Here is a 26,117-nt window from a genome sequence, read left to right as displayed (position 1 = left end):
TCCCCGCCACCCCTCCCCCGCGACCCCTCCCCGACGATCTTGCACTTATCGACGGACAATCCCGACAAATCTTCGCGATAACCGCAAGATCGTCGGGGAACGGGTGGCGGTGCGGACGACAAGGACGGCGAGTAGCCCGCACATCGCGACCGTACCGGGGGCCTTGGTCATCGCCGCGACTCCGGAGCCGTCGGGGAGTACCAGAAAACAGCTCACCGCCGCTGGCAGCAGGAACCACCGGGTGCGGTACGCGGCGGCGGCGAGCAGCGCCAGCGGCCACACCAGATACCACGGGTAGAACACCGGGGCGGCCACCACCGTCGCGGCCAGCGCGACTCCGGCCCCGTACACCGCCTGCCCCCGGTCACCCACCGGCAGATACCGTCCGTGGACACGGCTGACCGGACCACGCCACCGGGCCACCGGTCCGCTGCCCCGCCACACCCACCACCACAGGGCCACCAGGAACGCGGCGAGCAGCACCAGCGCCGACATCCGTACGACGCCCACCGCCTGCGGCGCGCCGCCGACCGGACGGGCAAGATAGTCGATCAGCAGACCGACGGCGGTCGGCGGAGATGTCCACTGTCGAGAGTCACCGCTGCGGGTCAGCCCGACCACCCAGCCCCACCCCGACCCGACCAGCAGCGACGTCGCCACGACCGCCGCCACGACCCCGGACAGCACCGCCGCACCGGCCCGCACCAGTGCGGCGGGGCGGCGCACGCCGCTGACCGCCAGCACCACCGCGAACGGCACCACGACCAGCGCGGTCACCTTCACCGCCACCGCGAGGCCCAGCAGCACCCCGGCGGCCACCGGCATCAGCGCCGCCGCACCGCGCCCCAGCGCCCCGCCGGCGGGCCGGTCACCGTCGGCGTCCGGTGGTACCGGCCGGGCGACGAGCAGCCACAGCCCGGCCACCAGCAGACCGACCATCAACGCGTCGTTGTGCGCCCCGGAGACCAGGTGCACCAGCACCACCGGGCAGCCCAGCGTCAGCCACAACGCCCGCCCGCCCGGCAGACCACAGCGCCGAGCCAGCGCGGGCAGGGTGAGCGCCACCAGCGCCAGACCGGCCACGGCCGCCGCCCGCAGGATCAGCACCGTGCCGGTCAGGCCCACGCCTGCGGCGGCGGCGAGTCCGGCCAGCCAGATGAATACCGGACCGTACGGTGCCGGGGTGTCGCGCCACAGCGGGGCGACCGCGTCGAGCCAGGGGCAGCCCTGCCCGGCGACGCCGGCGTACGGATCCCCACCGGTGTGGTACGTCCACCCCTGGCAGGCGTACGAGTAGATGTCCCGGCTGGCCAGCGGCGGAGCGAGCAGCAACGGCACCGCCCACAGCCCGACGGTGACCAGCGCCCAGCGCGCCGACGGCACCCCGTGCCGGGCCGACCACCACGCCCAGACCAGCGCGGCGGTGCCGGCGGCCCAGGCGAGCACGCTGAGCACTCCGCGACCGCTGGTGAACACCGCCCAGCCGGCGGCCGGCGGGTCGGGCGACGCCCCGCCGAGCACGGCGGCCAACGCCAAGCCGAGCGCGCCGAGCAGCCCCGTCCAGCGGATGAGGTGATAGCGCGCGCCGGTGACCGGGGCGCGCTCAGGCGCCAAGGACCCGTTCGGCCGCCGCCCGGCAGCGGCGGGCGGTCCGCAGATAGCCGTCGAGGAACTGGCCGGCATCGGCGGCACCGAGCAGCCGCACCACCCCGGCCAGCTCCGGTCCGTGCCGGGGCAGCTGGTCGCTGGCCCGACCCCGGACCAGCATCAGGGCGTCGCGGACCCGGGCGGCGAGGGTCCAGCCGGCCCGTAGCGCGGCGGCGTCGGCCGCGCCGACCAGCCCGGCCTCGCGGGCGGCGGCCAGGGCGACCAGGGTACGGGTGTCACGCAGCGCCGGCACCGCGTGCGCGTGGCGCAACTGGGTCAGCTGCACCGCCCACTCCACGTCGGCCAACCCGCCGCGCCCCAGTTTGGTGTGGGTGGCGGGATCCGCACCCCGGGGCAGCCGCTCGGTCTCCACCCGGGCCTTGATCCGGCGGATCTCCACGATCTGCTCCCGGCTCAGCCCGCCAGCGGGATAGCGCACCGGGTCGGCGACGGCGAGGAACTCCGCGCCCAGCGACGTGTCGCCGCAGACGAACCGGGCCCGCAGCAGTGCCTGTGCCTCCCACACCTTCGACCAGCGGGCGTAGTACTGCGCGTACGCGGCGAGGCTGCGCACCAACGGGCCGTTGCGGCCCTCCGGACGCAGATCGGCGTCGACGCCGAGCGGCGGGTCGGGGGCGGGCATGCCGAGCAGCCGGCGCAGCTCCTCGGCGACCGCGCGGGCCGCAGCGCTGGCCTTGTCGTCGGCCAGGCCGGCCGGCGGGTCGTAGACGAACAGCACGTCGGCGTCGGAGGAGTAGCTCATCTCGTACCCGCCGAGGCGGCCCATCCCGATGACGGCGAACCGCAGGCCGGCCGGCGGAGGTACGGTCGCGGTCGCCACCTGCAGCGCGGCGGCGAGCGTACCGTCGGTGACCGCCGACAGCCCGGCACCGATCGCGGCGATGTCGAGCGGGCCCACGTCGTCGCGGTCCGGAGCCAACGACCCGGCGCTGCGCAGTACGTCGGCACAGGCCAGCCGGAGCAGTTCCCGCCGGCGCAGGGCGCGCACCGCGCGGACGGCCGGCACACCGTCAACCGGTTGCCCACCGCCGGTACCGAGGTGTCGGGCGGCCACGGCGGCGAACCCCGCCGCGAGCTTCGCCGCGCTCTGCGGGGCCAACTCGGCGTCGACGGCGAGCATCCGCAGCGCCTCCGGCTCGCGGGCGAGCAGGTCGGCGACGTACCGCGACAGGCCGAGGGTACGGGCGAGCCGGCCGGCGACCGGGCCTTCGTCGCGCAGCAGCCGCAGGTACCAGGGGGTGCTGCCGAGTTTGTCGGAGACCTGGCGGTAGCTGAGCAGGCCACGGTCGGGTTCCGGGGCGTCGGCGAACTCCTGCAGCAGCACCGGCAGCAGGGTGCGTTGGATCGCGGCGGTCCGGGAGACCCCGCCGGTGAGCGCCTCCAGGTGCCGCAGCGCCCCGGCCGGGTCGGCGAAGCCGAGGACCTCCAGGCGACGGCGGGCCGCCTGCGGGGTCATCCGCAGCGACTCGGCCGGCACCCGGGCGACGGATTCCAGCAGCGGCCGGTACAGGAGTTTGGCGTGCAGCCGGCGTACCTCGGTGGCGTGGCTGACCCAGTCGGCCCGGAACGCCTCGACGGCGGACGCCCCCGGTGTCGGGGTGTAGCCGAGGGCGTGCGCCAGCCACCGTAGGGCGGCCGGGTCCGCCGGCACCGTGTGGGTACGCCGTAGCCCTTGCAGTTGCAGCCGGTGTTCGACGCCGCGCAGGAACCGGTAGCCGCGCAGCAGCGCCTCCCCGTCGGCCCGCCCGACGTAGCCGCCGGCGACCAGGGCGCGCAGCGCCGGCACGGTGCCCGGGGTACGCAGCGTCTCGTCGACCCGGCCGTGCACCAGCTGCAGCAGCTGGACGGCGAACTCGATGTCGCGCAGGCCGCCGGGGCCGCGTTTGATCTCCCGTTCCAGCTCCCGGGGTGGGACGTTGTCGATGATCCTGCGCCGCATGGCCCGGACGTCCTCGACCGCCTCGGGCCGTTCGGCGGCGTGCCACACCAGCGGCGCGAGCAGCCCGATCCACTCCTGCGCGAGGTCGCGGTCCCCGGCCGCCGGTCGCGCCTTGAGCAACGCCTGGAACTCCCAGGTACGGGCCCACCGCTGGTAGTACGCCAGGTGACTGGTGAGGGTCCGCACCAGCGGCCCACGGTTGCCCTCGGGCCGCAGCGCGGCGTCGACCGGCCAGGCCACCAGCCCGCAGATGTGGATCAGCCGGGTGGCCAGCGTGGTCGCCACGGTCAGGTCGGCGTCGTCGGCGGCGACGAAGATCACGTCCACGTCGGAGACGTAGTTCAGCTCGTCGCCGCCGCACTTGCCCATCGCCACCACCGCCAGGCGCGGCACCGGCGTTCCGGCCGGCAGCTCGGCCACGGCGATGTCGTAGGCGGCGCCGAGCGTCGCGTCGGCCAACGCCGAGAGGGCGGCCATCGTCTGTTCCAGACCACGCCCGCCGGTCAGGTCGGCGGCGGCGATCCGCAGCAGGGCCAGCCGGTACGCCCGGCGCAGCCCGGCGATCGCCGGAGGGCCGGTGGGTTCGCCGAACCATGCCGACCCCAGGTCGAGACTGCCGTCGGCGCACGGGGCGACGCCGTTGCCGCCGGTGGCCAGCTCCAGCCACTGCTGCGGGTTGGCGACCAGATGGTCACCGAGGCTCGACGACGCCCCCAGCACGGCGATCAGCCGCCGACGCAGCCCGGCGTCGGCGTGCAGGGCGGCCAGTACGGGCGAAGCGGCGTCGTCGGCGCGGTGCCGCTGCTCCGCCTCGACGAGCCGGTGCAGCTGCCGCAACGCCAGGTCCGGATCGGCGGCCCGCGACAGCGCGGCGAGCAGTTCACCCGCCGGCGGGTCCACCGGCTGCTGGGCGGTCGCGTCCCACAGTCGCAGCCCGTCCGGACCGAGCAGGTCGTCGGCCCGCACGGTGCCGGTGCCGGTGACGTCGAAGCCGTACCGGGCGAGTCTGCCGGCGGCGCTGGTCGGTCTGCTCATCGGTGCCCCTGGCCGCCGAGCAGCGGCAGGGTCCGGGGGACGTCGGCACCCGGCAGCTGGCCGAGGGCGAGCGCGGCGAACCGGGCGGCGAACGGCTGCCAGACGTCCTCGATGTCGCCGAGCACCTCGACGCAGGCGTCCACCACGACGTCGGCGGGCAGCCGCAGCTCGGCCAGGACGGTGGAGCCGGCGGCCCAGGCGCTGATCATGTCGCGGTCGCATTCGATGTGGAACTGCAGCCCCCAGGCCCGGTCGCCGAGGCGGAACGCCTGGTGCGGGTAGTGGGTGGAGGCGGCCAGCAGCACCGCGCCGTGCGGTAGCTCGGTGATCTCGTCGATGTGCCACTGCAGCACGTCGGGGGCGAGTGGCACGTACCGGAACAGCGGGTCGGTGCCGGCGGCGTCCCGCTTGCCGACCAGGGCCGGCCCGATCTCCGGCCCGGCCGCGCTACGTTCGACGGTGCCGGCGTGCGCGGTGGCCAGCAGGTGGGCACCGAGCCCGATCGCCAACGTCGGGATCCGCTGGCGGACGGCCTTGCGCAGCAGCCCCTCCACCGCTGGCAGCCAGCCGGCGTCCGGACCGGGGTCGACCGCACTGGGCCGACCACCCAGGACCACGACGGCGGCGTACCCGGCCGGGTCGGCGGGGACCGGGTCGTCGGCGTACGGGCGGTGCACCTCGACGGGCAGACCGGCCTCGGTGAGCCACTCCCCCAGCCGTCGCAGGTCGTCGGTCGGGTCGTTCTCGATCACCAGCGCGCTACCCACGGGTCGAGGCTATCCAATCGGCGGCGGGTACGGCGGCAGGTGGTACCCGGCGCCGCCCCGGTCGCCACTCGTACGCGCCCGCCGACGCCGGCGCGTACCCTGACCGGGTGACCGGTCTGCTGTCGACGGGCGGGGTGCTGCGCCCGCCGGCGCTGCGCCCCGGTGACGAGGTCCGGGTGGTGGCGCCGGCCGGCCCGGTGGCTGCGGAGCAGGTCGAGCGGGGAATGGCGGTCCTGGCCGGTTGGGGGCTGCGGCCCCGGCTGGCCCGGCACGCGCTGGGCCGCCACGGTTACCTGGCCGGCACCGACGAGCAGCGGGCCGCCGACCTCGTCGAGGCGCTCGCCGATCCGGCGGTGCGCGGTGTCTTCTGCACCCGGGGCGGCTACGGCAGCCAGCGGATCGCCGACCGGCTCGACCCGGCGGCGGTACGCCGGGATCCGAAGGTCGTCTGCGGCTACTCCGACGTGACCGCGCTGCACCTGGCGCTGTGGCGGACGGCCCGTCTGGCGGGCGTGCACGGCCCGGTGGTGGCCTGGGACGACCAGCGGTGCCCGGCGGAGTCCGCCGAGTCGCTGCGAACGGCGGTGATGGGCGCCGCGCCGACGGTCGTCGCCCGCTCGCCTCTGGAGGCGAGCGCACCGGTCGCCGTACCGGGTCGGGCGAGCGGCACGTTGCTCGGCGGCAACCTGTCGTTGCTGGCCACCTCGGTCGGCACGGCGGACCTGCCCGACCTGTCCGGCGCGATCCTGCTGGTCGAGGAGATCGGTGAGCCGCCGTACCGGGTGGACCGGATGCTGACCCAGCTGCGCCGCAGTGGCGTGCTGGCCGGCCTGGCCGGGGTCGCGCTCGGGCAGTTCACCGGCTGCGCCGACCGGCAGGGGGTCGACGTCGCGCAGGTGCTGGGCGAACGGCTGGGCGATCTCGGCGTACCGGTGCTCGGCGGGTTGCCACTCGGGCACGGACAGACACCACGCACCGTCGGCCTCGGTGTGCCGGCCACGCTGGACACCGTGGCCGGCACGCTGACGGTCGAGCCGGCGGTACGGCCGGCCTGAGCCGTCGGCACCGCACCGCCGGCTCAGCTGACGTCGCTGGCAGCCGGCTCAGCTCAGGTGATGCAGGCGCAGACGATCAGCGCTGCACCGAGGTGGGAGGCGGCGCTGACCCGGGCGGCCGGGTGCGGTTCGTCGGAGCAGATCACCACGCCGAGCCGGCCCGGGGTCAGCCAGTCCAGCACGACGAAGGCCAGCGCCATGACGCCCAGACCGATCAGCCCGAACAGGATGGTCGAGGCGAGTCCCTTCACGAACGACGGGTAGCTGGTGAGGATCGCGGTGAAGACGATCCCGGCCACGCCGAGCTGGTTGGCGGCCAGCAGCAGTCCGGCGTTGGCGTTGCGCTGCACCCAGATCAGCTCCCGCAGTTTCCCAGGAGTCAGCCAGTCGACCACCACGAAACCGGCGGCCATCAGCGCGATGCCGACCACCCCGAACACGATGCTCTGCCAGGCTCCGCTGAGCAGGTCCTCCCACACGCGACGTCCCTCCCCTTCCGCCGCCGGGGCGGCGGCAGTGTCGGGAGGGACGATAGCGGCCCCGCGCCAGCCCTGGCGCGGGGCCGGCGTCAGCCCGGCGGCCGTACGGTCAGAGCGCCCCGAGGTAGCGTCGACGCTCGTACGGGGTGACCTCGCGGCGGTACTGCTCCCACTCGGAGCGCTTGTTGCGCAGGAAGAAGTCGAAGACGTGCTCGCCGAGCACCTCGGCGACCAGCTCCGAGCGGGACATCACCTCGATCGCCTCGGAGAGGTTCTCCGGCAGCGACTCGTACCCCATCGCCTTGCGCTCGGCCGCCGACAGCGCCGACACGTCGTCCTCGGAGCCGGGCGGCAGCTCGTAGCCCTCCTCGATGCCCTTCAGGCCGGCACCGAGCATGACCGCGAAGGCCAGGTACGGGTTGGTCGCCGAGTCCAGCGACCGGACCTCGACCCGGGCCGAGTTCGGTTTGCCGTACGCCGGCACCCGCACCAGGGCGGAGCGGTTGAGGTGCCCCCAGCACACGTACGCCGGGGACTCGGTGATCCGGTCCGGCAGCGCCTGCGGGAACAGCCGCTTGTAGGAGTTGACCCACTGGTTGGTGACGGCGGTGTACTCGGGGGCGTGCACCAGCAGGCCGGCGATGAACGCCTTGGCGACCTTGGAGATCTTCATCGGGTCACTGGCGTCGTGGAAGGCGTTGCGCTCACCCTCGAACAGCGACAGGTGGGTGTGCATGCCGCTGCCGGGCTGGTCGGTGAAGGGCTTGGGCATGAAGGTCGCCGCGACGCCGTGCGACAGGGCGACCTCCTTCACCACGTGCCGGAAGGTCATGATGTTGTCGGCGGTGGTCAGCGCGTCGGCGTAGCGCAGGTCGATCTCCTGCTGGCCGGGGGCGACCTCGTGGTGGCTGTACTCGACCGAGATGCCGATCCGCTCGAGGGCCAGCACCGCCTGGCGGCGGAAGTCGCGGGCCACCGCGTGCGTGGTGTGGTCGAAGTAGCCGCCGGAGTCGACCGGTACCGGGGTGGAGCCGTCGGTCGGGCTGCTCTCCAGCAGGAAGAACTCGATCTCGGGGTGGGTGTAGAAGGTGAAACCCTTGTCCGCCGCCCGCGACAGGGCCCGGCGCAGCACGTGCCGGGGGTCGGCCCAGGACGGCGTACCGTCGGGCAGCAGGATGTCGCAGAACATCCGGGCGCTCTCGCCACTGACGCCGCCCTCGAAGGGGAACACCTGAAAAGTGGTGGGATCCGGCATGGCGACCATGTCGGACTCGAAGACCCGGGCGAAACCTTCGATGGCGGAGCCATCGAAGCCGATGCCTTCTTCGAATGCTGCCTCGAGCTCAGCCGGCGCGACCGAGACGCTCTTGAGCGTGCCGAGCACGTCGGTGAACCACAACCGAACGAAACGGATGTCGCGCTCTTCCAGAGTACGGAGCACGAACTCCTGCTGACGGTCCACGTCTACCCCTCGTGACACTGGTCTGCCCGGACCGGTTCCATTCTCCGCGCTGGTGCCCTCCAACGCAGGACCAGGTGCTGTCGGCTCCCACCTGAGCAGCCCAGTCTTTCCCGACCTCGTTACGCCGACGTTACGGGACCACTCCGGTCACGCACGTGCCGGGGCCGACCCACAACCCACACCGTTCCGGCGCGTTAGTCCCAATCGGCACGAAAGGGGATATTAATGCAACGGCCGCACCGCGTACCGGGATACCACCGTACGGTCACCAACTGGTCGGCACTGACCCGTTACGCGATGAGCCGCTCCGCCCTCGGCGGCGGGCTCGCCGCCGGACTGGCCGTCGGCACCATGGTCGGCGTACCCCCTGCCGCACCGCCCGGCGACGATCCGGTCACCACGCCGTCGCGCGTCGTCGCCACCCAGCCCGATCCCGGTGCCGTCCTGCTCGCCGCCGCCGACCTGCCGACCGGCTACCGCCCCGTCACCGCGACCGGCCCGACCACGACCGATGGCGGGGGCGGCACGACCCCCACCGCTGACGACGATGGCGACACCGGCTGCCGCCGGCTCTTCGAACGCCCCTGGTCGCCGGCGGCCGACGGCGACCGCCCCGCCACTGATCAGCTGGTGGCCCGGTACCAGGGCCCCGACGGCGCGACGCTGCGCCAGTCGCTGACCCTGCTGGATCCGGTGGCGGCGGGCGCCGCCGCCGCCGACTGGGACACCGTCGCCAGCCGCTGCGTCAGCTTCGCCGCCCACCTCGACGACGGCACCCCGGTGACGGTCCGGGTGCACCGCCGGGAACGGGTGCCGGTCGGCACGGCCTGGTCGCTGCTGATCAGCGTCACCGACCGTACGGATGACGGCCCCGGACCGCAGACCGGCTACCTCGCGCTGGCCCACGACGACGGCCTGCTCGCCACCGTGCGCCACCTCGGCCCGGTCGGCGCGGTCGCACCGGGTGACGCCGCCGCGCTGCTGACCCGGGCCACCGCCAAGGTGGATCCGGCGGCCCCGCTGCTGCGGCACACCGCCGGGTGACCGTTGCGGTACACCGGTGACCCCTGCGGCGGTGGCGTGACCCCGGTGACGCTGCCCGCCGCCGGTGCGATTGACTGCCGCACCGGTGGGGGAAGATAGCGTCATGCCGACGCTGCGCATCGCTCTCGCCCAGGTCAACCCGACGGTAGGCGACCTGTCGGGCAACGCCCGGCTGGTCCGCGACACCGCCCGTACGGCGGTGGAGGCCGGCGGCCAACTGGTCGTCTTCCCGGAGATGATGCTCACCGGCTACCCGGTCGAGGACCTCGTGTTCCGGGAGTCGTTCGTCGCCGCCTCCCGTACCGCCATCGGGCGGCTCGCCGCCGACCTGGCCGCCGACGGCCTCGGCGAGGTGCCGGTGCTGGTCGGCTACCTCGACGCCGACGGACCGGCGGCGATCAGCGCCGAGGCCGACCCGGGTCGCGGGCCGCGCAACGCCCTCGCGGTGCTGCACCACGGTACGGTCGTCGCCACCTACCTCAAGCACCACCTGCCCAACTACGGCGTCTTCGACGAGGACCGCTACTTCGTGCCGGGCACCGCGCTGACCGTCGTCCGCGTCGGCGGCGTCGACGTGGCGTTGACCATCTGCGAGGACCTGTGGCAGGCCGGCGGTCCGTTCACCGCCGCCCGGCGGGCCGGCGTCGGCCTGGTCGTCACGGTCAACGGATCACCGTACGAGCTGGACAAGGACGACGCCCGCCTGCCGCTGGTACGTCGCCGCGCCGCCGAGGCCGGCGCAACGGTCGCGTACGTCAATCTCGTCGGCGGGCAGGACGAACTGGTCTTCGACGGCGACTCGATGATCGTCGCGGCGGACGGCACCCTGCTGGCCCGTGCGCCCCAGTTCGTCGAGCACCTGCTGCTGCACGACCTCGACCTGCCGGCCGCCGACGCCCCGGCGCGCGACGTCGACGCCGCCACCGCGACGACCGACGCCGGGGAGGCCGCCGCCGAGGACGGGATGGACATCGACCGGGTGACGATCGGTGGCCCGCTGCCGGACCCGGGCGGCAACCCGGCCCGTGGTGGGATCGCCGCGCCGCTGCCGACCGAGGCGGAGATCTGGTCGGCGCTGGTGCTGGGCCTGCGCGACTACGTCCGCAAGAACGGCTTCTCCTCGGTGGTACTGGGGCTGTCCGGCGGCATCGACTCGGCGGTGGTGGCGACGATCGCGGTGGACGCGCTCGGCGCGGACCGGGTCGTCGGGGTGTCGCTGCCCAGCCAGTTCTCCTCCGAGCATTCCCGCGCCGACGCCGCCGAACTGGCCAAGCGGACCGGGCTGGACTACCGGGTGGAGCCGATCCAGCCGATGGTGGACCCGTTCCTGGCCAACATCTCGCTGTCCGGCCTGGCGGTGGAGAACCTGCAGGCCCGGGTGCGCGGGGTGATCCTGATGGCGCTGTCCAACCAGGAGGGTCACCTGGTGCTGACCACCGGCAACAAGAGCGAGCTCGCGGTCGGCTACTCCACTTTGTACGGCGACTCGGTCGGCGGGTTCAACCCGATCAAGGACGTGTGGAAGACCCTGGTGTGGAGGCTGGCCCGGTGGCGCAACGACGACGCTCTCCGGCGCGGCGAGGAACCACCCGTCCCGGAGAACTCGATCGCCAAACCGCCCAGCGCCGAGCTGCGCCCCGGGCAGCTCGACACCGACTCGCTGCCCGACTACGCGGTGCTCGACGCGGTGCTCAGCGGATACATCGACGGCGACGCCGGCCGGGACGACCTGATCGCCGCCGGGCACGACCCGCAGCTGGTGGACCGGGTGCTGCGGCTGGTGGATCTGGCCGAGTACAAGCGCCGGCAGTCCGCGCCCGGGGCCAAGATCTCCATCAAGGCGTTCGGCCGGGACCGCCGGCTGCCGATCACCAACCGGTGGCGTGAGCCCGGTGACGGCTGACACCCGGATGAGGTGTGAATTCCTGCACTGAAGCCTCTCCGCGTCGGTGCGGGCGGTGGCACGATCGGTGCGTACCCCGGGGACCGCGACCGCGGCCACGAGGGTGAGAGGAGACGACGATGTCCCGATCGACGCCAGGTGCCGGGCTGCCGGCTGCCGAGCCCACCGAGGTGGTCGCGCTCTACGGCGGCCCGGTCAGCCGCCGGGTCCGCACCCGTGACCTGATCGCCGCGAAGGAACGCGGCGAGCGGTGGGCCATGCTCACCTCGTACGACCAGTACACCGCCGCGATCTTCGACCAGGCCGGCATTCCGGTGTTGCTGGTCGGCGACTCCGCGGCGAACAACGTCTTCGGCCACGAGACGACCGTGCCGGTCACCGTCGACGAACTGCTGCCGCTGGTCCGGGCCGTGGTCCGGGCAACCCGGGGCGCGCTGGTCGTCGGCGACCTGCCCTTCGGCTCCTACGAGGAAGGGCCGACCCAGGCGCTACGGACCGCAGTGCGGTTCATGAAGGAGGGCGGCTGCGGCGCGGTCAAACTCGAGGGCGGCCGGCGGGTCGCCGACCAGATCGCGGCGCTCACCGGGGCCGGTATCCCGGTGATGGCGCACATCGGCTTCACCCCGCAGCGGGAACACACCATCGGCGGCTACCGGGTACAGGGGCGCGGCGACGCCGCCGACGAGGTGGTCGCCGACGCGCACGCGGTGGCCGAGGCCGGCGCGTTCGCCGTGGTGCTGGAGATGGTCCCCGGCGAGGTCGCCAAACGGGTCACCCACGACCTGCCGGTGCCGACGGTGGGCATCGGCGCCGGCCCGGAGACCGACGCGCAGGTGCTGGTCTGGCAGGACATGGCGGGGATGCGTTCCGGGCCGACCCAGCGGTTCGTCAAGACCTACGCCGACCTGGCCGGAGTGCTGGCCGACGCGACCCGCAGGTACGCCGACGACGTCCGAGGCGGCCGGTTCCCCGCCGCCGAGCACACCTTCTGACCGTCGCGGCACGGTGCGCCGACCGCTTGGGCACGGCGCGCCGACCACCGCCGACCGTCGCGGCGGGGCCGGGGAGCCGGCCCCGCCGCCACGGTCTCAGACCTCGGTGACCCGTACCCCGGAATGGGTCTTGTACCGTCGGTTGATCGCGATCAGGTTCGCGGTGAACGCCTCGATCTGGTGGGCGTTGCGCAGCCGGCCGGCGTAGATGCCCCGCATCCCCGGAATCCGGGCGGCCAACGCCGCCACCACCGCGACGGCGTCGCGGTCCTCGGCGCAGATCAGCACGTCCAGGTCGATCCGGTCGATCGCCGGATCCGCCAGCAACGGTGCGCTGACGTGGTGGAACGCCGCGCAGACCCGCGAGTCCGGCAGCAACGCGGCGGCCTGCTGCGCGGCGCTGCCCTGCTCGACGGGCAGCGCGTACGGCCCCTGCTTGTCGAAGCCGAGCGGGTTCACGCAGTCGACCACGATCCTGCCGACGAGCTGCTCGCGCAACGCGACGAGGGTGGCCTCGTGCCCTTCCCAGGGCACCGCGATGATCACCACGTCGGAGTCGGCGCAGACCTCGTCGTTGCCGCCCCCGCTGATGGTGTCGGCGGGCACCCCGGGCAGGGCGGCGATCTCGGTGGCGGCGGCGGCGGCGCGGGCCGCGTCACGTGAGCCGATCCGCACCCGCTGGCCGGCCCGGGCGAACCGGTACGCCAACCCGCGCCCCTGGTCGCCGGTGCCGCCGATGATGCCGACCGTCAGCCCCATGACGTCGGGCAGTGTGCTGGCGTCGTATCCCATCAGGCCATCCTTGCCCATCGGGGCACGTCGTGGGTGCTCCCGTGACGCGTTCCACCCACGCTGACCAGCATCGCGACGGCGCGTAGCCTAGGCGGTGCCGGCCGGCGCGCCGGCGGGTCCCTCGGTGGGTGCGCCGGCGGGTCCCTCGGCGGGTGCGCCGGCGGGTCCCTCGGCGGGTGCGTCGGCCGGGTAGCGGAACAGCACCTGCCGGCTCGCCGGGTCGGCCGTCACCAGCCGGACCCGGACCCGCTCGCCCACCGGCGGTGCGCCGACGCACCGGGCGATGACGGCCGGTTCGTCGAGGGCGACGGTGCCGCGCGGCGCGCGGGTGGCGCTGCCCGGGTCCGCGTCCAGCACCGCGACGTCGAACTCGGCACCGAGGCGGTGCTGCAGCAGGACCGCCTCGGTCAGGTCGACCGCCGCGCGGGCGGCGGCCCCGGCGGTCCGGTCAGTGCCGGCCATCACCTCCGGTAGCCGGGGCAACGCCTCGACGATCGCCGTCGGAACCTCCCGTCCCGCGGTCACCGCCAGACACACCTCGGTGGCGTACCGGTCAGCCAGCCGGCGCAGCGGCGCGGTGACGTGCGCGTACGGTGCCCCGACGCCACCGTGGCCGGTCTCGGCCGGCGGCTCACCGGCGAAGGCCGTGTACCGGGCGCCCCGCAGCAACTCGGCGGCGTGGTCGAGGAAAGCGGCACCGCGTGGCTGGGCCGGGTCGACCCCGGCGGTCACGTCACCGACGGCCGCGCCCGGTGGCCACCAGACGCCGAGGGCGCGGGCGGCGGCTCGCAACCGGGCCACCGCCGCCGGTTGCGGTGCCGGCATGGTACGCAGCAGTCCGGTCCCGGCCTCCAGCATGATGCCGGCGGCGGCCATGCCGGTCAGCAGCGAGATCTGCGCGTTGTGTTCCTCGATCGGCAGGGGTGGTCGCAGGACCAGGCGCCAGCCGTCCCCGTCGGACTCGACGTCCTGATCGGGCAACGGCAGGGTCACCGCGCCCCGGGCCACCGCCCGCGCGGTCAGCAGTTCGCCGATCTCGGGCAACAGCGCGATCGGTGCGGCGAGGTCGGCGAGTCGACCGGCGGCCAGCGCGGCATGCGCCGACGGATAGTCCAGCTGGGCCCGGCTGCGCACCCGGGCCCGCTCCAGCCGGGCGGCCACGAGATCACCGTCGGCGGCCAGGTCGAGGGTCCACACCACGGCAGGCCGCACGGCGTCGGGCAGCAGGCTGGCGGCGCCTTCGCTCAGGCTGGCCGGGTGCAGTGGGATGGTGCCGTCGGGCAGGTAGATGGTCTGGCCACGACGCCAGGTCTCGGCGTGCAGCGGGCCGCCATCGGCGACGAACGGGGTGACGTCGGCGATGGCGTACCGGATCCGGAAGCCGCCACCGGGCCGGCGGTCCAGGCACATCGCCTGGTCCAGGTCACGCGACCCGGGCGGGTCGAGGGTGACGAACGGGACGTCGGTCAGGTCGGTGTCCGGCAACGGTACGCGGGCCGCCGCCGCGTCCGCCTCGCGCTGCGCCGCAGGCGGGAACGCGGTGGGCAGTTCCAGCTCGCGGCGCAGCGCGCCGAAGTCGATCCGGGGCGCGGTCAGACGTGGGAGCGGCACGGACCATTCCTAGCAGGCCGTCACCACCGGTGGTACGGCGCTACCGCGGTGCCCCGACGGCAGCGCCCCGTACCGATGGTGACGCGGTCGGGGACGGTCAGCGACCGGCCTTGCGGGCGGTCTGCGTACCGGCCTTCCTGGTGGTCTTCTTCGCGGTCGTCCGGCTGGCCGCCGCCTTCTTGCCGGTGCCCCGCTGCGCCGGGGTGGCGTTCTTCGGCGAGGTGACCTGCTGCAGCCGGCCGGCGGTGCGTGCCACCGCCCCGGCGACCTTCTTACCGGCCCGGCCGGTGGTGCCCTTGGCCGGAGTCGACGTGCCCTTCGTGGTCGTCGACCGCTTGGCCGTGGCGGATTTCGCGGTGGACTTGCGGCCGGTCGTGGACTTCGCGGTGGCCCGCTTGGTCGTCGGGCCGCTGGCGGTCGCCTTCTTCGCCGGAGCGGTCTTGCGGGCGGTCGCGCTCTTCGTCGCCGTGGTCTTGTTCGGTGCCGTCTTCTTCGCGGTCGCCGTGGTCTTCGTCGGCGCTGTCTTCTTCACGGTCGCTTTCTTCGCGGTCGCCGTGGTCTTCTTCGGCGCCGTCTTCTTCGCGGTCGCCGTGGTCTTCTTCGGCGCCGTCTTCTTCACGGTCGCCGTGGTCTTCTTCGGTGCTGTCTTCTTCGCGGTCGCTTTCTTCGCGGTCGCTTTCTTCGCGGTCGCCGTGGTCTGCGCCGCAGTGGTGCGTTTGGCCGTGCCGGTCGACCGCGCGGACGTCGTTCTCGACGAGGTGCCGGTGCTCGACGCCCGCCGGGTGGCGGGGCGGGTCGTGGCCTTGGTGCCAACAACCATGTCTTTCTCCTCCTTGCGGACTTCCTGTGGATTTGTCTCCTTAGGAGACAACGGAGTCTCCAGATCCGACCCGATCGGGACGGACCGGCCTAGCCCTGCTCCCCAGTCCAGCGGGCGTTCTCGGCGTCCCACTCCTCGTTGCGCTCCGACACCCGCTGCAGCGCCTGCTCAGCGTCGGCCTTCGAGGCGTAGGGACCGAGCCGGTACTTGGCGGCACACAGATCCGCCCCGGACTCCACGCGCTGATGACGCAGGCACCAGAAGTACCCGCCATCAGGTCCGCTGTCGCTCATGAGAACACTGTGCACGGAAAATCAACCAAGCGCCACCGTTTCGCCCAAAAAAGTGCTATGCCTCCATGGTAGAGCGATTGCATTAGCCCAGCTCAATCGCGATGACCACTGGTCAATGCTACGGATAATGCTTGCCACACAAGGGATTCGTTGCGATTCCGCCGATCATCCGCCAGCTGCAGCCGACCTCGAGCAGGGGGCACTGCAATTCGCGACGACACACCGGGGCGACCGCCGGTGACACGCGTCGCCGGACCGGGCGGGCCCTTCGCCGGGTCACCTCGACTGGTCGAGCAGCCGGCGCAGGCCGTGTCCGTCCTCGACGGTCACGTCCGGTACGCCGTCGGGCAGCCCGCGTTCCCGCGCGGTGCGCTCCGACACCATCAGCACGGCGGCACCGGCCCCCGCGCGCCGGGCACATGGAACGTCCCGGGCCGGGCTGTCGCCGACGAACCAGCAGCGCTCGACCGGTACGCCGATCGCCCGCGCCGCCAGCCAGGCGACCTCCGGGTTGGGCTTGCGTACCCCGGCTTCGTCGCTGTAGATCTGCACGGCGAACCGGTCGCCGAGACCGACCTCGGCGAGGAAGTCGCGGTGCGCGGCACCGCACAGCGTGTTGCTGACGATCGCCAGCGGCAGGCCAGCCTCTGCGGCGGTGGCCAGTGCCTCGCGGATCCCTGGGCGGACCGCCCAGTCCGGCCGCCGGGTCCACTGGTAACTCAAGGGGGTCGCCTGATCCAGGACGGCGTCGCGTGCTTCGGCCGGCCAGCCGACGGTGAGGAACTCCTCCCACACCTGCCGGTGGCCGTACTCCCGTGGGCGGTCCTGCTCGCCCACCCGGTCACGCCACGCGGCGTACGCGCGCCGCCCGTCGGTCAGCGACCTGGTGATGGCCTCGACGGTCATCCGGCCGCCGGTCAGCTCCCGTAGTCGGTCGGCGAGTCCGGTCGGCTGCGGGGATCGGGCCGGGGCGTCGACGAGGACGCCACCGAAGTCGAGCAGCAGGGCGTGGGGGGTGGCCAGCATCCTGCAATCATCGCGACTGCCGGCCCGCGGCCACAGTGCCGGCAGCACGTATTGGAACAGGAAGGGATGTTTACGCAAACATCGTCTCCACTGATAGTGTCAGCGCCACTACCGGCACCGGCGTCACGACCGGCCGACGGCGATCGTTCGTCAGGCGCCGGCGACGACCAATGAGAAAGGAACGGAAGGAATCCGATGAGCCCTTCCCGCCCCGACCCGTCACGGGGCGACACCGAACCACCGGCCGGGTCCGCCGGTGACGACCGGCCCCGGGTGCAACGCCGTCGGGTCTCCATGGCGGACGTCGCCCGGCTGGCCGGTGTCTCCGCGCAGACCGTGTCCCGGGTCTCCACCGGGCATCCGGGCGTCGTGGCCAGCACCCGCGAGCAGGTGATCGCCGCCATGCGCCAGCTCGGTTACCGGCCCAACAGCGCCGCCCGCGCCCTCAAGTACGGCGAGTTCCGCACCATCGGCGTCATCACGTTCACGCTCTCCACCACCGGCAACAGCCGTACCGTCGAGGCGATCGCCACCCACGCCGCCGCCGAGGGGTACGTGATCACCCTGATCCCGGTCGCCGCCCCCACCCAGGACCGGGTCCTCGGCGCCTTCACCCGGTTGGGCGAGCTCGCGGTCGACGCCGTCATCGTGATCATGGAAGTGCACCTGCTCGACGCCAGCACCATCGTGCTGCCGCCCGGTGTGCACGTCGTGGTCGTCGACTCCGACGCCGGGCAGCGCTACCGGGTCGTGGACACCAACCAGGCCGACGGCACCCGGCAGGCCGTCCGACACCTGCTCGACCTCGGGCACCGTACGGTATGGCACGTCGCCGGCCCGTCGGAGTCGTACGCCGCCGAGCGCCGTGCCGCCGCCTGGCGGGCCACGCTGGTCGACGCCGGCCGGGACGTACCGCCGCTGCGCCGGGGCGACTGGTCGGCCGGGACCGGTTACCGCATCGGCCTGGAACTGGCCGACGAGCCGGACTGTACGGCGGTCTTCGTCGCCAACGACCAGATGGCGCTCGGCGTGCTGCGGGCGATGCACGAGCGCGGCCGGGTGGTGCCGCGCGACGTCAGTGTGGTCGGCTTCGACGACATCGCCGAAGCCGGCTCGTTCATCCCGCCGCTGACCACCGTCCACCAGGACTTCGCCGAGGTCGGCCGGCACTGCGTCGAGGCGGCGCTGCTGCAGGTCCGCACCGGCACCACGCAGACCGGCACCACGTTGGTGCCGACCCATCTGGTGGTCCGGGCCAGCACCGCCGCCCCACCAGCGGCGCGCTGACCCGTGCCGGCGGCGCACCCGACCCGTGCCGGCGGCGCGCTGACCGGGTCCCACGCCCGGTCAGTGCGCCACTGACACCGCCCGTACCGCGACCGCCCGGGGCGGCAACGTCTCCGCCGGCCCGATCACCGGTTCGCCGGGCAGGTCGGTCAACGCCACCGGCTCGTCGGTGCGGTTGATCAGGAACCGGTACTCCCCCCGGACGGCCAGCTCGACCCGGCCCCGCAGGTGCTCCGGCAGTTCGCTGCCGACCCCGGCGGCGTCGGCGAACCGGGCCAGGACGTCGACCAGCCCGGCGGCACCGAGCCGGGTCGAGACGTAGCCGGCGGAGCCGGCCCCGACCGGCCGGCGGGTGATCGCCGGGCGGCCGGCGTACTCGCCGGTGCGGTACGCCGCCAGCACCTCGACCTGCGGATCGGTCACCGTGATCCGGTCGGTCCACAGCGTCGCGGAGGCGCCGGTGTCCAGCAGCACCTGCTCACCGTCGGGCAGCGGACCGAACTCCTCGATCCGCACACCGAGCAGGTCCCGCAGCGCCCCCGGGTGGCCGCCGAGCCAGATGTGGTCGTGCTCGTCGACGATGCCGGAGAAGTAGGTGGTCACCAGGTGACCCCCGGCGTCGACGTAACCGCGCAGCCGCTCGGCGAGCGCCGCCGGCATCAGGTGCAGGATCGGGGCGACCACCAGGTCGTAGCCGCTGAAGTCGGCGGCGGCCGGCAGCACGTCGACCCGGATCCCGAGCGCGAGGAACGCCGAGTACCAGTCGAGCGCCTCCTGTTTGTAGCGCAGCCGCGACGTCGGGTGGGAGTCCTGCTCACAGGCCCACCAGGACTCCCAGTCGAACAGGATCGCCGCCCGCGCCGGGGTGCGTGGCGTGCCGGCGACACCGGACAGGTCGGACAGCGTACGGCCGAGCGCGGTCACGGCCCGGAACAGATCGCTGTCGCGCCCGGCGTGCGGCAGCATCGCCGAGTGGTACTTCTCGGCACCGGCCGCCGACTGACGCCACTGGAAGAAGCAGACCGCGTCGGCGCCGTGCGCGACGTGGGTCAGTGAGTCGCGGGCCAGCTCACCGTCGCGTTTGGCCAGGTTGACCGGCTGCCAGTTGACGGCGCTGGTGGAGTGTTCCATCAGGAACCAGGGACGGCCGCCGGCCAGGTTGCCGGTCAGGTTGGCGGAGAAGGAGAGTTCGTCGAGCGCCTGCGGTCCGGGGTGCACGTAGTGGTCGTTGGCGACGAAGTCGACCTCACCCGCCCAGTCGGCATAGTTCATCCCGGACGACTCCCCCATCACCATGAAGTTGGTGGTGACCGGCACGTCGGGGGTGACCGCCCGCAGGATGTCGCGTTCGGCGCGCAGGTGCTCGCGCAGCGCGTCGGAGGAGAACCGTTTGAAGTCCAGCTGCTGGGTCGGGTTCGGGTACGACGCGGCCTGCCGGGGCGGCAGGATCTGGGCGAAGTCGGTGTACCGCTGCGACCAGAAGGCGGTGCCCCAGGCGTGGTTGAGCGCGTCGATGTCGCCGTAGCGGGCCCGCAGCCACGCCCGGAACGCCTCGGCGGCGTCGTCGGAGAAGTCGTAGACGTTGTGGCAGCCGAGTTCGTTGGAGACGTGCCAGGCGGTCAGCGCCGGATGGTCGCGGTAACGCCGCGCGATGGCCCGGACCAGCGCCAACGCGTACGTCCGGAAGACCGGTGAGGTGGGTCGCCAGTGTTGCCGGGCACCCGGCCAGACGGTGGCGCCGTGCCGGTCGACCGGCAGGATCTCCGGGTGGGCGGCGGTCAGCCAGGGCGGCGGTGACGCGGTCGCGGTGGCCAGGTCGACGGCGATGCCGTTGCGGTGCAGCAGGTCCATGATGTCGTCGAGCCAGGCGAAGTCGAACTCGCCGGGGCCGGGCTGCAGCCGCGCCCAGGAGAAGATGGCCAGCGAGACGATGTTGACGCCGGCGGCCCGCATCGCCGCGACGTCGTCGTCCCACACGTGCCGGGGCCACTGCTCCGGGTTGTAGTCGGCGCCGTAGCCGATCCGGGGGCCGCCGGTGCCGGGCCAACGCAGCCAGCGGTAGTCGACGCCGAATGCCACGTACTTCTCCTCGTTGGTCGGGGTGGGAACGCCGCAGGCCCGGCACCGCCGTCGCGGCGGTGCCGGGCCGCACGGATCAACTGATGGTGAAACCCTGGTCGGTGCCGTACGTGGCGCAGGTGTCACGCCAGGCGGTCAGCGCCTCGGCGAGCGGGGTGTCCGACACGTACGCCTGCCCGACGGTGTCGTTGAACACGCTGTTGGCGTAGACCTGGAACGGCAGGTAGGACCAGCCCTCGACGACGTTGGCGGCCGACTCGGCGAAGATCTCGTTGGCCTTCTGCCCGCCGAAGTACGGGAACTCGGTGCCGAGGAACTCCGGCGAGGTCAGCTGCGCGGTGGTGGCCGGGAAGGCACCGCCGTCGACCCGGATCTGCACCCCGTCACCGGCGTTGGCGTAGTCCATGAAGCCGTAGGCGAGAGCCTTGTTGGTCGCCGCCGACGGGATGGCCAGCGAGCTTCCGCCGTTCTCCGCGCTGGCGGTGCCACCGGCCTCCCACTGCGGTAGCGGGGCGACCTGCCATTTGCCGGAGCCGTCGGCGACGCCGGAGATCAGGTTCGCCGGCATCCAGGCCCCGGTGGCGAGGCTGGCGATGGTGCCGTTGGCCAGGCCCTGGTACCACTGGTCGCTCCACGGGCTGACCGGGGCGAGCAGGTCCTCGCTGATCAGCTGCTGCCAGATGGCGGCGAACCGGGCCGAGCCGGGGTCGGTGAAGTCGATGCCCACCGACGTGCCGTCGACCTGGAACGGCTGGCCGCCGGACTGCCAGATCAGGCTGGTGGTGAAGCCGGCGTCACCGACGTCGTTGGTGATGTAGACCTGCGGGTCGGCCTGGTGCAGCTTGCGGGCGGCGTCGACGTACTCGTCCCAGGTGGCGGGGACGGCGACGCCGTGACGGTCGAACACCTCCTTGTTGTAGAACAACGCCATCGGGCCGGAGTCCATCGGCAGGCCGAAGATGCCGCCGCCGGTGTTCACCGACGACCACGGCCCGGGGGTGAAGGTGTCGGCAAGGCCGTCGGCGCCGTACGCGGTGAGGTCGGTGACCGACTCGGCGAGGGCGAACTGCGGCAGCGCGTAGTACTCGATCTGCGCGACGTCGGGCAACCCGTCACCGGCGGCGATCGCGTTCTGCAGCGCGGTGTACTGGTCGTTGCCGGTGCCGGCGTTGACCAGGTTCACCTTTACCTTGGGGTACTTGGCCTCGAAACCGGTGACGACCTCGGTCAGCGTCGGTTCCCAGGCCCAGACGGTGATCTCACCGCCGGCTTCGAGGGCCGCGGTGACGTCGCTGGCCGAGACCTGGTCGCCGCCGTCGCCCTCGTCGGCGTCACCGGAGCCGCAGCCGGCCAGGGCCAGGGTTGCTGCTGCGGCGGCCGCGACCGCCCGCAGTGTGGTGCCTTTCATGAGTGTCCCTTTCACAGGTGATGGGAGGGTGGTCACTCCTTGACGCTGCCGGCGGCCAGACCCGACTGCCAGTAGCGCTGCAGGAGCAGGAACGCCGCCAACAGCGGCAGGATGGTCAGTAGCGACCCGGTGATGACGAGGTGGAACACCGGCTGCCCACCGGCGGTGGCGGCCTGTTCGTTCCAGGCGTTGAGGCCCAGCGTCAGCGGGTACCAGTCCGGGTCCTTGAGCATGATCAGCGGCAGGAAGTAGTTGTTCCAGGTGGCGACCATGCTGAACAGCGCGACGGTGACAATGCCGGGGGCCAGCATCGGCAGGCAGATCTGGAACAGGGTGCGGAACTCGCCGGCCCCGTCCATCCTGGCCGCCTCCAGCAGCTCGTCCGGGATGGCCTCGGCCGCGTACGTCCACATCAGGTAGAGACCGAACGGGGTGATCAGCGACGGAATGATCACCGCCCACGGGGTGTTGGTCAGGCCGAGCTGACTGAACATCAGGAACGTCGGCACGGCCAGCGCGGTGCCGGGTACGGCGACCGCGCCGATGACGATCGCGAAGACCGCCTTACGGCCGACGAAGTCGAACTTGGCCAGCCCGTACCCGCCGAGGGTGGCGAGCAGGGTCGCGCCGCCGGCGCCGGCGGCCACGTACAGCATGGTGTTGCCCAGCCAGCGCAGAAAGATCCCGCCGTCGTAGGTGAGCGTGTCGACGACGTTGTCCCACAGGGCGAAGTCGTCGGCGAACCACAGCCCGAACGAGGAGAACAGGCCCTGCTGCGACTTGGTGGCGTTGATCAGCAGCCAGGCCAGCGGGATCAGGCTGTACACCAGCACGATGCCGGTGAGCAGGGTCAGGGTGACACTGCGGACGGGCCGGCGCACCCTGGTGATGGCGGACATCAGCGTCCCTCCCGCATGCCGCGCAGCTGGACGACGTACGCGATGGCCATGGTGATCAGGCCCATCACGATCGCGACGGTGGCCGAGTAGTTGTACTGCTGGCCGGAGAAGCTCAGCGAGTAGGCGTACAGGTTGGGGGTGAAGTAGGTGGTGATCGCGTTGGGTGCCAGGTGCTGCAGGATGCTCGGTTCGTTGAACAGCTGGAAGCTGCCGATGATGGAGAAGATGGTGGCGATGACCAGGGCGCCCCGGATCGCCGGAAGTTTGATCGACCGGATGACCCGCAGCTGACTGGCGCCGTCGACCTCGGCGGCCTCATAGAGAGTGGCCGGCACGACCCGCAGCGCCGAGTAGAAGATCACCATGTTGTAGCCGACGAACTCCCAGGTGACGATGTTGCCGATGGCGATCAGGACGAGGTCGGGGCGCAGCGGGTCGGGCAACGCGGTGCCGAACGCGTCGTTGATGTTGCCGACCAGGCCGAACCGGTCGCCGTACATGAAGCCCCACATCAGGGTGGCGACGACGGCCGGTACGGCGTACGGCAGGAAGATCGAGACCCGGAAGAAGCTCTTGCCGTGCAGCCGGCCGCTGTCGATGGCGAGCGCGACGAGCAGCGCGATGGCCAGCATGATCGGCACCTGGACGACGAGGAAGAGGCCGACCCGGCCGAACGCGGACCAGAACTGCGGGTCGGTCAGCGCCCGCTGGTAGTTGTCCAGGCCGACGAAGGAGTTGCCGCCGATCAGTTGCCGGCGGTACAGGCTCAGGTAGATCGAGTAGCCGATCGGCGCGATGAACACGAGCGCGAAGACCAGCATGAACGGACCGACGAACTGCCAGCCGGCCAGGGGACGTCGCCGGCGGGGCCGGCGGCGGACGCCACCGGCGGCGGCGGCCGTCCGGGGAGGTGTCGGTGGGGTTGCCATTGCGTTCGACCTCGGGTCACGTCGGTAATGTTTGCGCAAACATCGAGGCCTGATGGTGGCACCGGGGCCGACCGCCGTCAACCCCCCGTCAACCCCGCAGTCGCGTCAACCTCGCCCGGATCGGCTCCGCGTCCGGATGCTGCAGGCCGTCGAGGATCTCCACCGCCGCCGACCACCACCGCCGCGCGGCCGACACGTCGCCGGTCTGCGCGCCGATCTCCCCGAGGCTGCTCAGCACCAGCGCCTCCAGGTGCCGGTCCCCCAGCCCCCGGAACAACGCCAGCGCCTCCTGGTAGCAGGCGGCCGCCTCGTCCGGATGCCCGAGATGCTGGTACGCGTACCCCAGGCTGTGCCAGGTGCTGGCCAGCCCCGGCCGGTCGGCGAACCCCTGCAGCACCTCCAACGCCCGACCGCACCAACTGAGCGTCTCGGCGTACTCGCCCAGCCGGGCGTGCTGCCAGCCGACCACGTTCAGCGCCTTGCCCGCCCCCCGCAGGTCACCGGCCGCCTCGTACAACTCGCACGCGGTCCGCCCGTGCGCCAACGCCTCCCGGTGGCGCTCCTGCCGCTCCCGCAGCAGGGCCAGGGCCATCTCGGTGAGTCCCTGCCGCGCCAGGTCACCGCGCCCCTGCTCCACCGTCAACGCAGCCAGCAGATGGGTCTCGGCCTCGGCGTGACAGTTCGTCCGGGTGTACGCCCGGGCAATGTTGCGGTGCGCCGCCGCCTGCGCCGCCGTGTCCCCCAGCCGCCGCGCCACCTCCAGCGCCGCCTGCTGCATGACCAGCAGATCCCGCCAGTGCCCCCGCCGGTCCAGGAAGGTGTAGGTCACCTGGGACAGCGTCACCGCCGCCGCGTCCAGTCCGGCCGCCAACGCGACGTCGAACACCGCCACCAGCACCGGCTGTTCGACGGCGAACCAGGCCAGCGCCGCGCCAGCGTCGGCGAACCGCTCGGCACCGACCCCGGACACCGCCGGCGACGACGGCGGCGACGGCACCGGGTTCGACTGCAGCGCCCGGTCGGCCTGGTACGCGCTGTGCGTGTAATGGTCGACCAGTCGGCGTACCGCCGCCGCCCGGTCCGCCGCGGTCTCCGACCGACGGGCCTGTTCGGCCGCGTACACCCGCAACAGGTCGTGCAGCCCGTACCGGCCGTCGGCCAGTTCGTCGAGCAGGTGCGAACGGACCAGTTCACCGAGCACCCGCCGGACCTCGACCGCCGGCCTACCGGCCAGGCTCGCCGCCGCCGGCAGGCAGATCGTCGGACCGGGATGGTTGCCCAGCAGTCGGAACAGCTGCGCCGCCGCTGGGCTCAACGCCTGGTACGACCAGGAGAAGACCGACCGTACGCCGAGCTCCGGGTCGTCGGCGGCGAGCGCGTCGAGACGTTCGCCAGCGGTCCGCAGCTCGGCCGCGAGCGCCGCCAACGGCATCTGCGGCGCGGTCGCCGCCCTTGCGCCGACGACCGCCAACGCCAGCGGCAGCCCGACACACCGCGCCACGATCTCGTCGACCGCGTCCGGTTCGGCGGCGCAGCGCGCCACCCCGACCCGGTGCCGCAGCAGTTCGGCCGCCTGCGACCCGTCGAGCAGGTCCAGCGTCACCGGGAACGCGCCGTGCGCGGCCACCAACCCGGTCAGCTGGTTGCGGCTGGTCACCACGACCAGGCACCGGGGCGCGCTGGGCAGCAGCATCCGCACGTGCCCGCTGTCGCGCGCGTTGTCGAGCACGATCAGCATCCGCCGCCCGGCCAGCGTCGTCCGCAGCAGCGCCGTCTGGGCGTCGAGCTGCGCCGGCACCCGGGCCGGTGGCACCCCGAGCCCGTCGAGCAGCAGCCGCAGCGCGGCCGCCGGCTCGGTCACCGCACCGTCCGGGTCGAACCCCCGCAGGTTCAGGTAGAGCTGGCCGTCCGGGAACCGGTCCGCGACCTGGTGCGCCCAGTGCACGGCCAGGGTGGTCTTGCCCACCCCCGCCGTGCCGCTGACCGCCACCACCCGTACCGCACCGGCGCCCCGGTCGTCGTCGGTGGCGTCGGCGAACTCGGTCAACCGGGTCAACTCCGCCTGCCGACCGCTGAACCGGGCCAGTGCCGGCGGCAACTGCCGGGGCACGGACCGGGGCACCGGGTCACCGCCGCCGGGGCCGGGGCCGGGGGCGGCCGGCGGGGCCGCGCCGGCACCGGCCGCAACCGTGACCGGCAGCGGCACCTCGACGCCCCGGCGCTGCTCGTCGACCCGGTCCCGGGCGCTGGCCAACGCACCCCGCTCGATCGGGCTCGCGCCGAGCAGGCCGACCAGGACGTCGAAGCGGTCCGTCGGCGGCAGCGTCTTGCCGGTGAGGTACTCGGCGACGGCCGTGTGCGACCAGCCGGCACGGGCGGCCAGCAGCCGGTACGACAACACCCGGTGGCCTTCGCGGCGGGCGTGCCGACGCCGCAGGGCACGCAGCAGGCCGGCAAGATCGTCGACGGTACGGGCAGTGGCGGCGTCACGCAGCAGGCGGTCCGGTGGTCGGGTGTCCACACCGTGCACCATCGCGACTCGCACGATCCTCCACCGGCCCGACGTCACGGCGGCGACCTGACGGCCCCCGCTCCACAACGGATGTTAGTCGATGTACGCCGATGTACG

Annotated in this window: 20 protein-coding genes; 5 read left to right on the top strand and 15 right to left on the bottom strand. The window is 72.9% G+C overall.

The window, feature by feature from the left end; translation table 11 throughout:
* Positions 1-45: 45 nt before the first annotated feature.
* From mptB to ACN28F_RS26480, 3 genes are read right to left on the bottom strand one after another with little or no spacing between them, the layout of a single operon-like run.
* Positions 46-1,683 (bottom strand): polyprenol phosphomannose-dependent alpha 1,6 mannosyltransferase MptB, encoded by a 1,638-nt coding sequence (mptB, locus tag ACN28F_RS26490; RefSeq protein WP_421360194.1) that lies wholly within the window; start codon positions 1,681-1,683, stop codon positions 46-48.
* The gene (locus ACN28F_RS26485) at positions 1,604-4,642 is read right to left on the bottom strand and encodes a bifunctional [glutamine synthetase] adenylyltransferase/[glutamine synthetase]-adenylyl-L-tyrosine phosphorylase (RefSeq protein WP_289210556.1); all 3,039 of its coding nucleotides are present in this window, start codon (positions 4,640-4,642) and stop codon (positions 1,604-1,606) included. Before ACN28F_RS26485 ends, mptB begins: the two co-directional genes overlap by 80 nt.
* A complete protein-coding gene (locus ACN28F_RS26480) occupies positions 4,639-5,409 on the bottom strand; it encodes a type 1 glutamine amidotransferase (protein WP_289210555.1) in 771 nt (256 codons plus the stop codon). Before ACN28F_RS26480 ends, ACN28F_RS26485 begins: the two co-directional genes overlap by 4 nt.
* Before the next feature lie 119 nt (positions 5,410-5,528).
* Here ACN28F_RS26480 and ACN28F_RS26475 point away from each other — a divergent pair, with 119 nt between their 5' ends.
* On the top strand, positions 5,529-6,464 hold the full coding sequence (locus ACN28F_RS26475; RefSeq protein WP_421361523.1) for a S66 peptidase family protein: 936 nt from the start codon (positions 5,529-5,531) through the stop codon (positions 6,462-6,464).
* 53 nt (positions 6,465-6,517) lie between these two features.
* On the opposite strand, the gene ACN28F_RS26470 is transcribed toward ACN28F_RS26475, so the two are convergent.
* Together ACN28F_RS26470 and glnA are read right to left on the bottom strand one after the other, a co-directional pair.
* On the bottom strand, positions 6,518-6,943 hold the full coding sequence (locus tag ACN28F_RS26470) for a DUF350 domain-containing protein (RefSeq protein ID WP_289210554.1): 426 nt from the start codon (positions 6,941-6,943) through the stop codon (positions 6,518-6,520).
* A 109-nt stretch (positions 6,944-7,052) separates the two neighbouring features.
* Positions 7,053-8,405, bottom strand: a complete 1,353-nt coding sequence (glnA, locus tag ACN28F_RS26465) for a type I glutamate--ammonia ligase (protein WP_289210553.1) — start codon at positions 8,403-8,405, stop codon at positions 7,053-7,055.
* Between the two features lie 225 nt (positions 8,406-8,630).
* Here glnA and ACN28F_RS26460 point away from each other — a divergent pair, with 225 nt between their 5' ends.
* The 3 genes from ACN28F_RS26460 to panB all read left to right on the top strand — a co-directional run bounded on the left by ACN28F_RS26460 (position 8,631) and on the right by panB (position 12,344).
* Positions 8,631-9,449: a hypothetical protein gene (locus ACN28F_RS26460; RefSeq protein ID WP_421360191.1), complete on the top strand. Its 819-nt coding sequence runs from the start codon at positions 8,631-8,633 to the stop codon at positions 9,447-9,449.
* Positions 9,450-9,552: 103 nt separating this feature from the next.
* Positions 9,553-11,352 carry an NAD+ synthase gene (locus tag ACN28F_RS26455; protein ID WP_289210551.1) on the top strand — a complete coding sequence of 600 codons (1,800 nt, stop codon included), beginning with the start codon at positions 9,553-9,555 and terminating at the stop codon, positions 11,350-11,352.
* Positions 11,353-11,471: 119 nt separating this feature from the next.
* Positions 11,472-12,344 (top strand): 3-methyl-2-oxobutanoate hydroxymethyltransferase, encoded by an 873-nt coding sequence (panB, locus tag ACN28F_RS26450; protein WP_421360189.1) that lies wholly within the window; start codon positions 11,472-11,474, stop codon positions 12,342-12,344.
* Positions 12,345-12,440: 96 nt separating this feature from the next.
* Here panB and npdG read toward each other — a convergent pair whose 3' ends face one another.
* The 5 genes from npdG to ACN28F_RS26425 form a co-directional block, all read right to left on the bottom strand.
* On the bottom strand, positions 12,441-13,136 hold the full coding sequence (npdG, locus tag ACN28F_RS26445) for an NADPH-dependent F420 reductase (protein WP_289210549.1): 696 nt from the start codon (positions 13,134-13,136) through the stop codon (positions 12,441-12,443).
* 87 nt (positions 13,137-13,223) lie between these two features.
* Entirely contained in the window at positions 13,224-14,747 is a 1,524-nt protein-coding gene (locus ACN28F_RS26440; protein WP_421360187.1) for an RNB domain-containing ribonuclease, read from the bottom strand.
* 97 nt (positions 14,748-14,844) lie between these two features.
* Positions 14,845-15,567 carry a histone gene (locus tag ACN28F_RS26435; RefSeq protein WP_421360185.1) on the bottom strand — a complete coding sequence of 241 codons (723 nt, stop codon included), beginning with the start codon at positions 15,565-15,567 and terminating at the stop codon, positions 14,845-14,847.
* 89 nt (positions 15,568-15,656) lie between these two features.
* Positions 15,657-15,860, bottom strand: a complete 204-nt coding sequence (locus ACN28F_RS26430) for a hypothetical protein (protein ID WP_289210546.1) — start codon at positions 15,858-15,860, stop codon at positions 15,657-15,659.
* Positions 15,861-16,136: 276 nt separating this feature from the next.
* The gene (locus ACN28F_RS26425) at positions 16,137-16,886 is read right to left on the bottom strand and encodes an HAD family hydrolase (RefSeq protein WP_289210545.1); all 750 of its coding nucleotides are present in this window, start codon (positions 16,884-16,886) and stop codon (positions 16,137-16,139) included.
* Between the two features lie 195 nt (positions 16,887-17,081).
* Between ACN28F_RS26425 and ACN28F_RS26420 the strand changes: the two genes are divergently transcribed.
* Positions 17,082-18,173 (top strand): LacI family DNA-binding transcriptional regulator, encoded by a 1,092-nt coding sequence (locus tag ACN28F_RS26420; protein WP_289210544.1) that lies wholly within the window; start codon positions 17,082-17,084, stop codon positions 18,171-18,173.
* Positions 18,174-18,233: 60 nt separating this feature from the next.
* On the opposite strand, the gene ACN28F_RS26415 is transcribed toward ACN28F_RS26420, so the two are convergent.
* From ACN28F_RS26415 to ACN28F_RS26395, 5 genes are all read right to left on the bottom strand, one after another.
* Complete coding sequence (locus ACN28F_RS26415) at positions 18,234-20,252, bottom strand: beta-galactosidase (protein WP_289210543.1); 2,019 nt, start codon at positions 20,250-20,252, stop codon at positions 18,234-18,236.
* A 76-nt stretch (positions 20,253-20,328) separates the two neighbouring features.
* The gene (locus ACN28F_RS26410) at positions 20,329-21,660 is read right to left on the bottom strand and encodes an ABC transporter substrate-binding protein (protein ID WP_289210542.1); all 1,332 of its coding nucleotides are present in this window, start codon (positions 21,658-21,660) and stop codon (positions 20,329-20,331) included.
* 32 nt (positions 21,661-21,692) lie between these two features.
* Positions 21,693-22,559, bottom strand: coding sequence for a carbohydrate ABC transporter permease (locus tag ACN28F_RS26405; protein ID WP_289210541.1), 867 nt, complete (start codon positions 22,557-22,559; stop codon positions 21,693-21,695).
* Positions 22,559-23,488 (bottom strand): carbohydrate ABC transporter permease, encoded by a 930-nt coding sequence (locus tag ACN28F_RS26400; protein WP_353850541.1) that lies wholly within the window; start codon positions 23,486-23,488, stop codon positions 22,559-22,561. The genes ACN28F_RS26405 and ACN28F_RS26400 overlap by 1 nt, the downstream gene beginning before the upstream one ends.
* An 88-nt stretch (positions 23,489-23,576) precedes the next feature.
* Positions 23,577-26,033, bottom strand: coding sequence for an ATP-binding protein (locus tag ACN28F_RS26395; RefSeq protein ID WP_289210540.1), 2,457 nt, complete (start codon positions 26,031-26,033; stop codon positions 23,577-23,579).
* Between the last annotated feature and the right edge of the window lie 84 nt (positions 26,034-26,117).

Origin of the sequence: Solwaraspora sp. WMMA2101, assembly GCF_049179175.1 — a bacterium.
Taxonomy (GTDB): domain Bacteria; phylum Actinomycetota; class Actinomycetes; order Mycobacteriales; family Micromonosporaceae; genus Micromonospora_E.
This window is presented reverse-complemented; position numbering and strand designations above follow the sequence as displayed.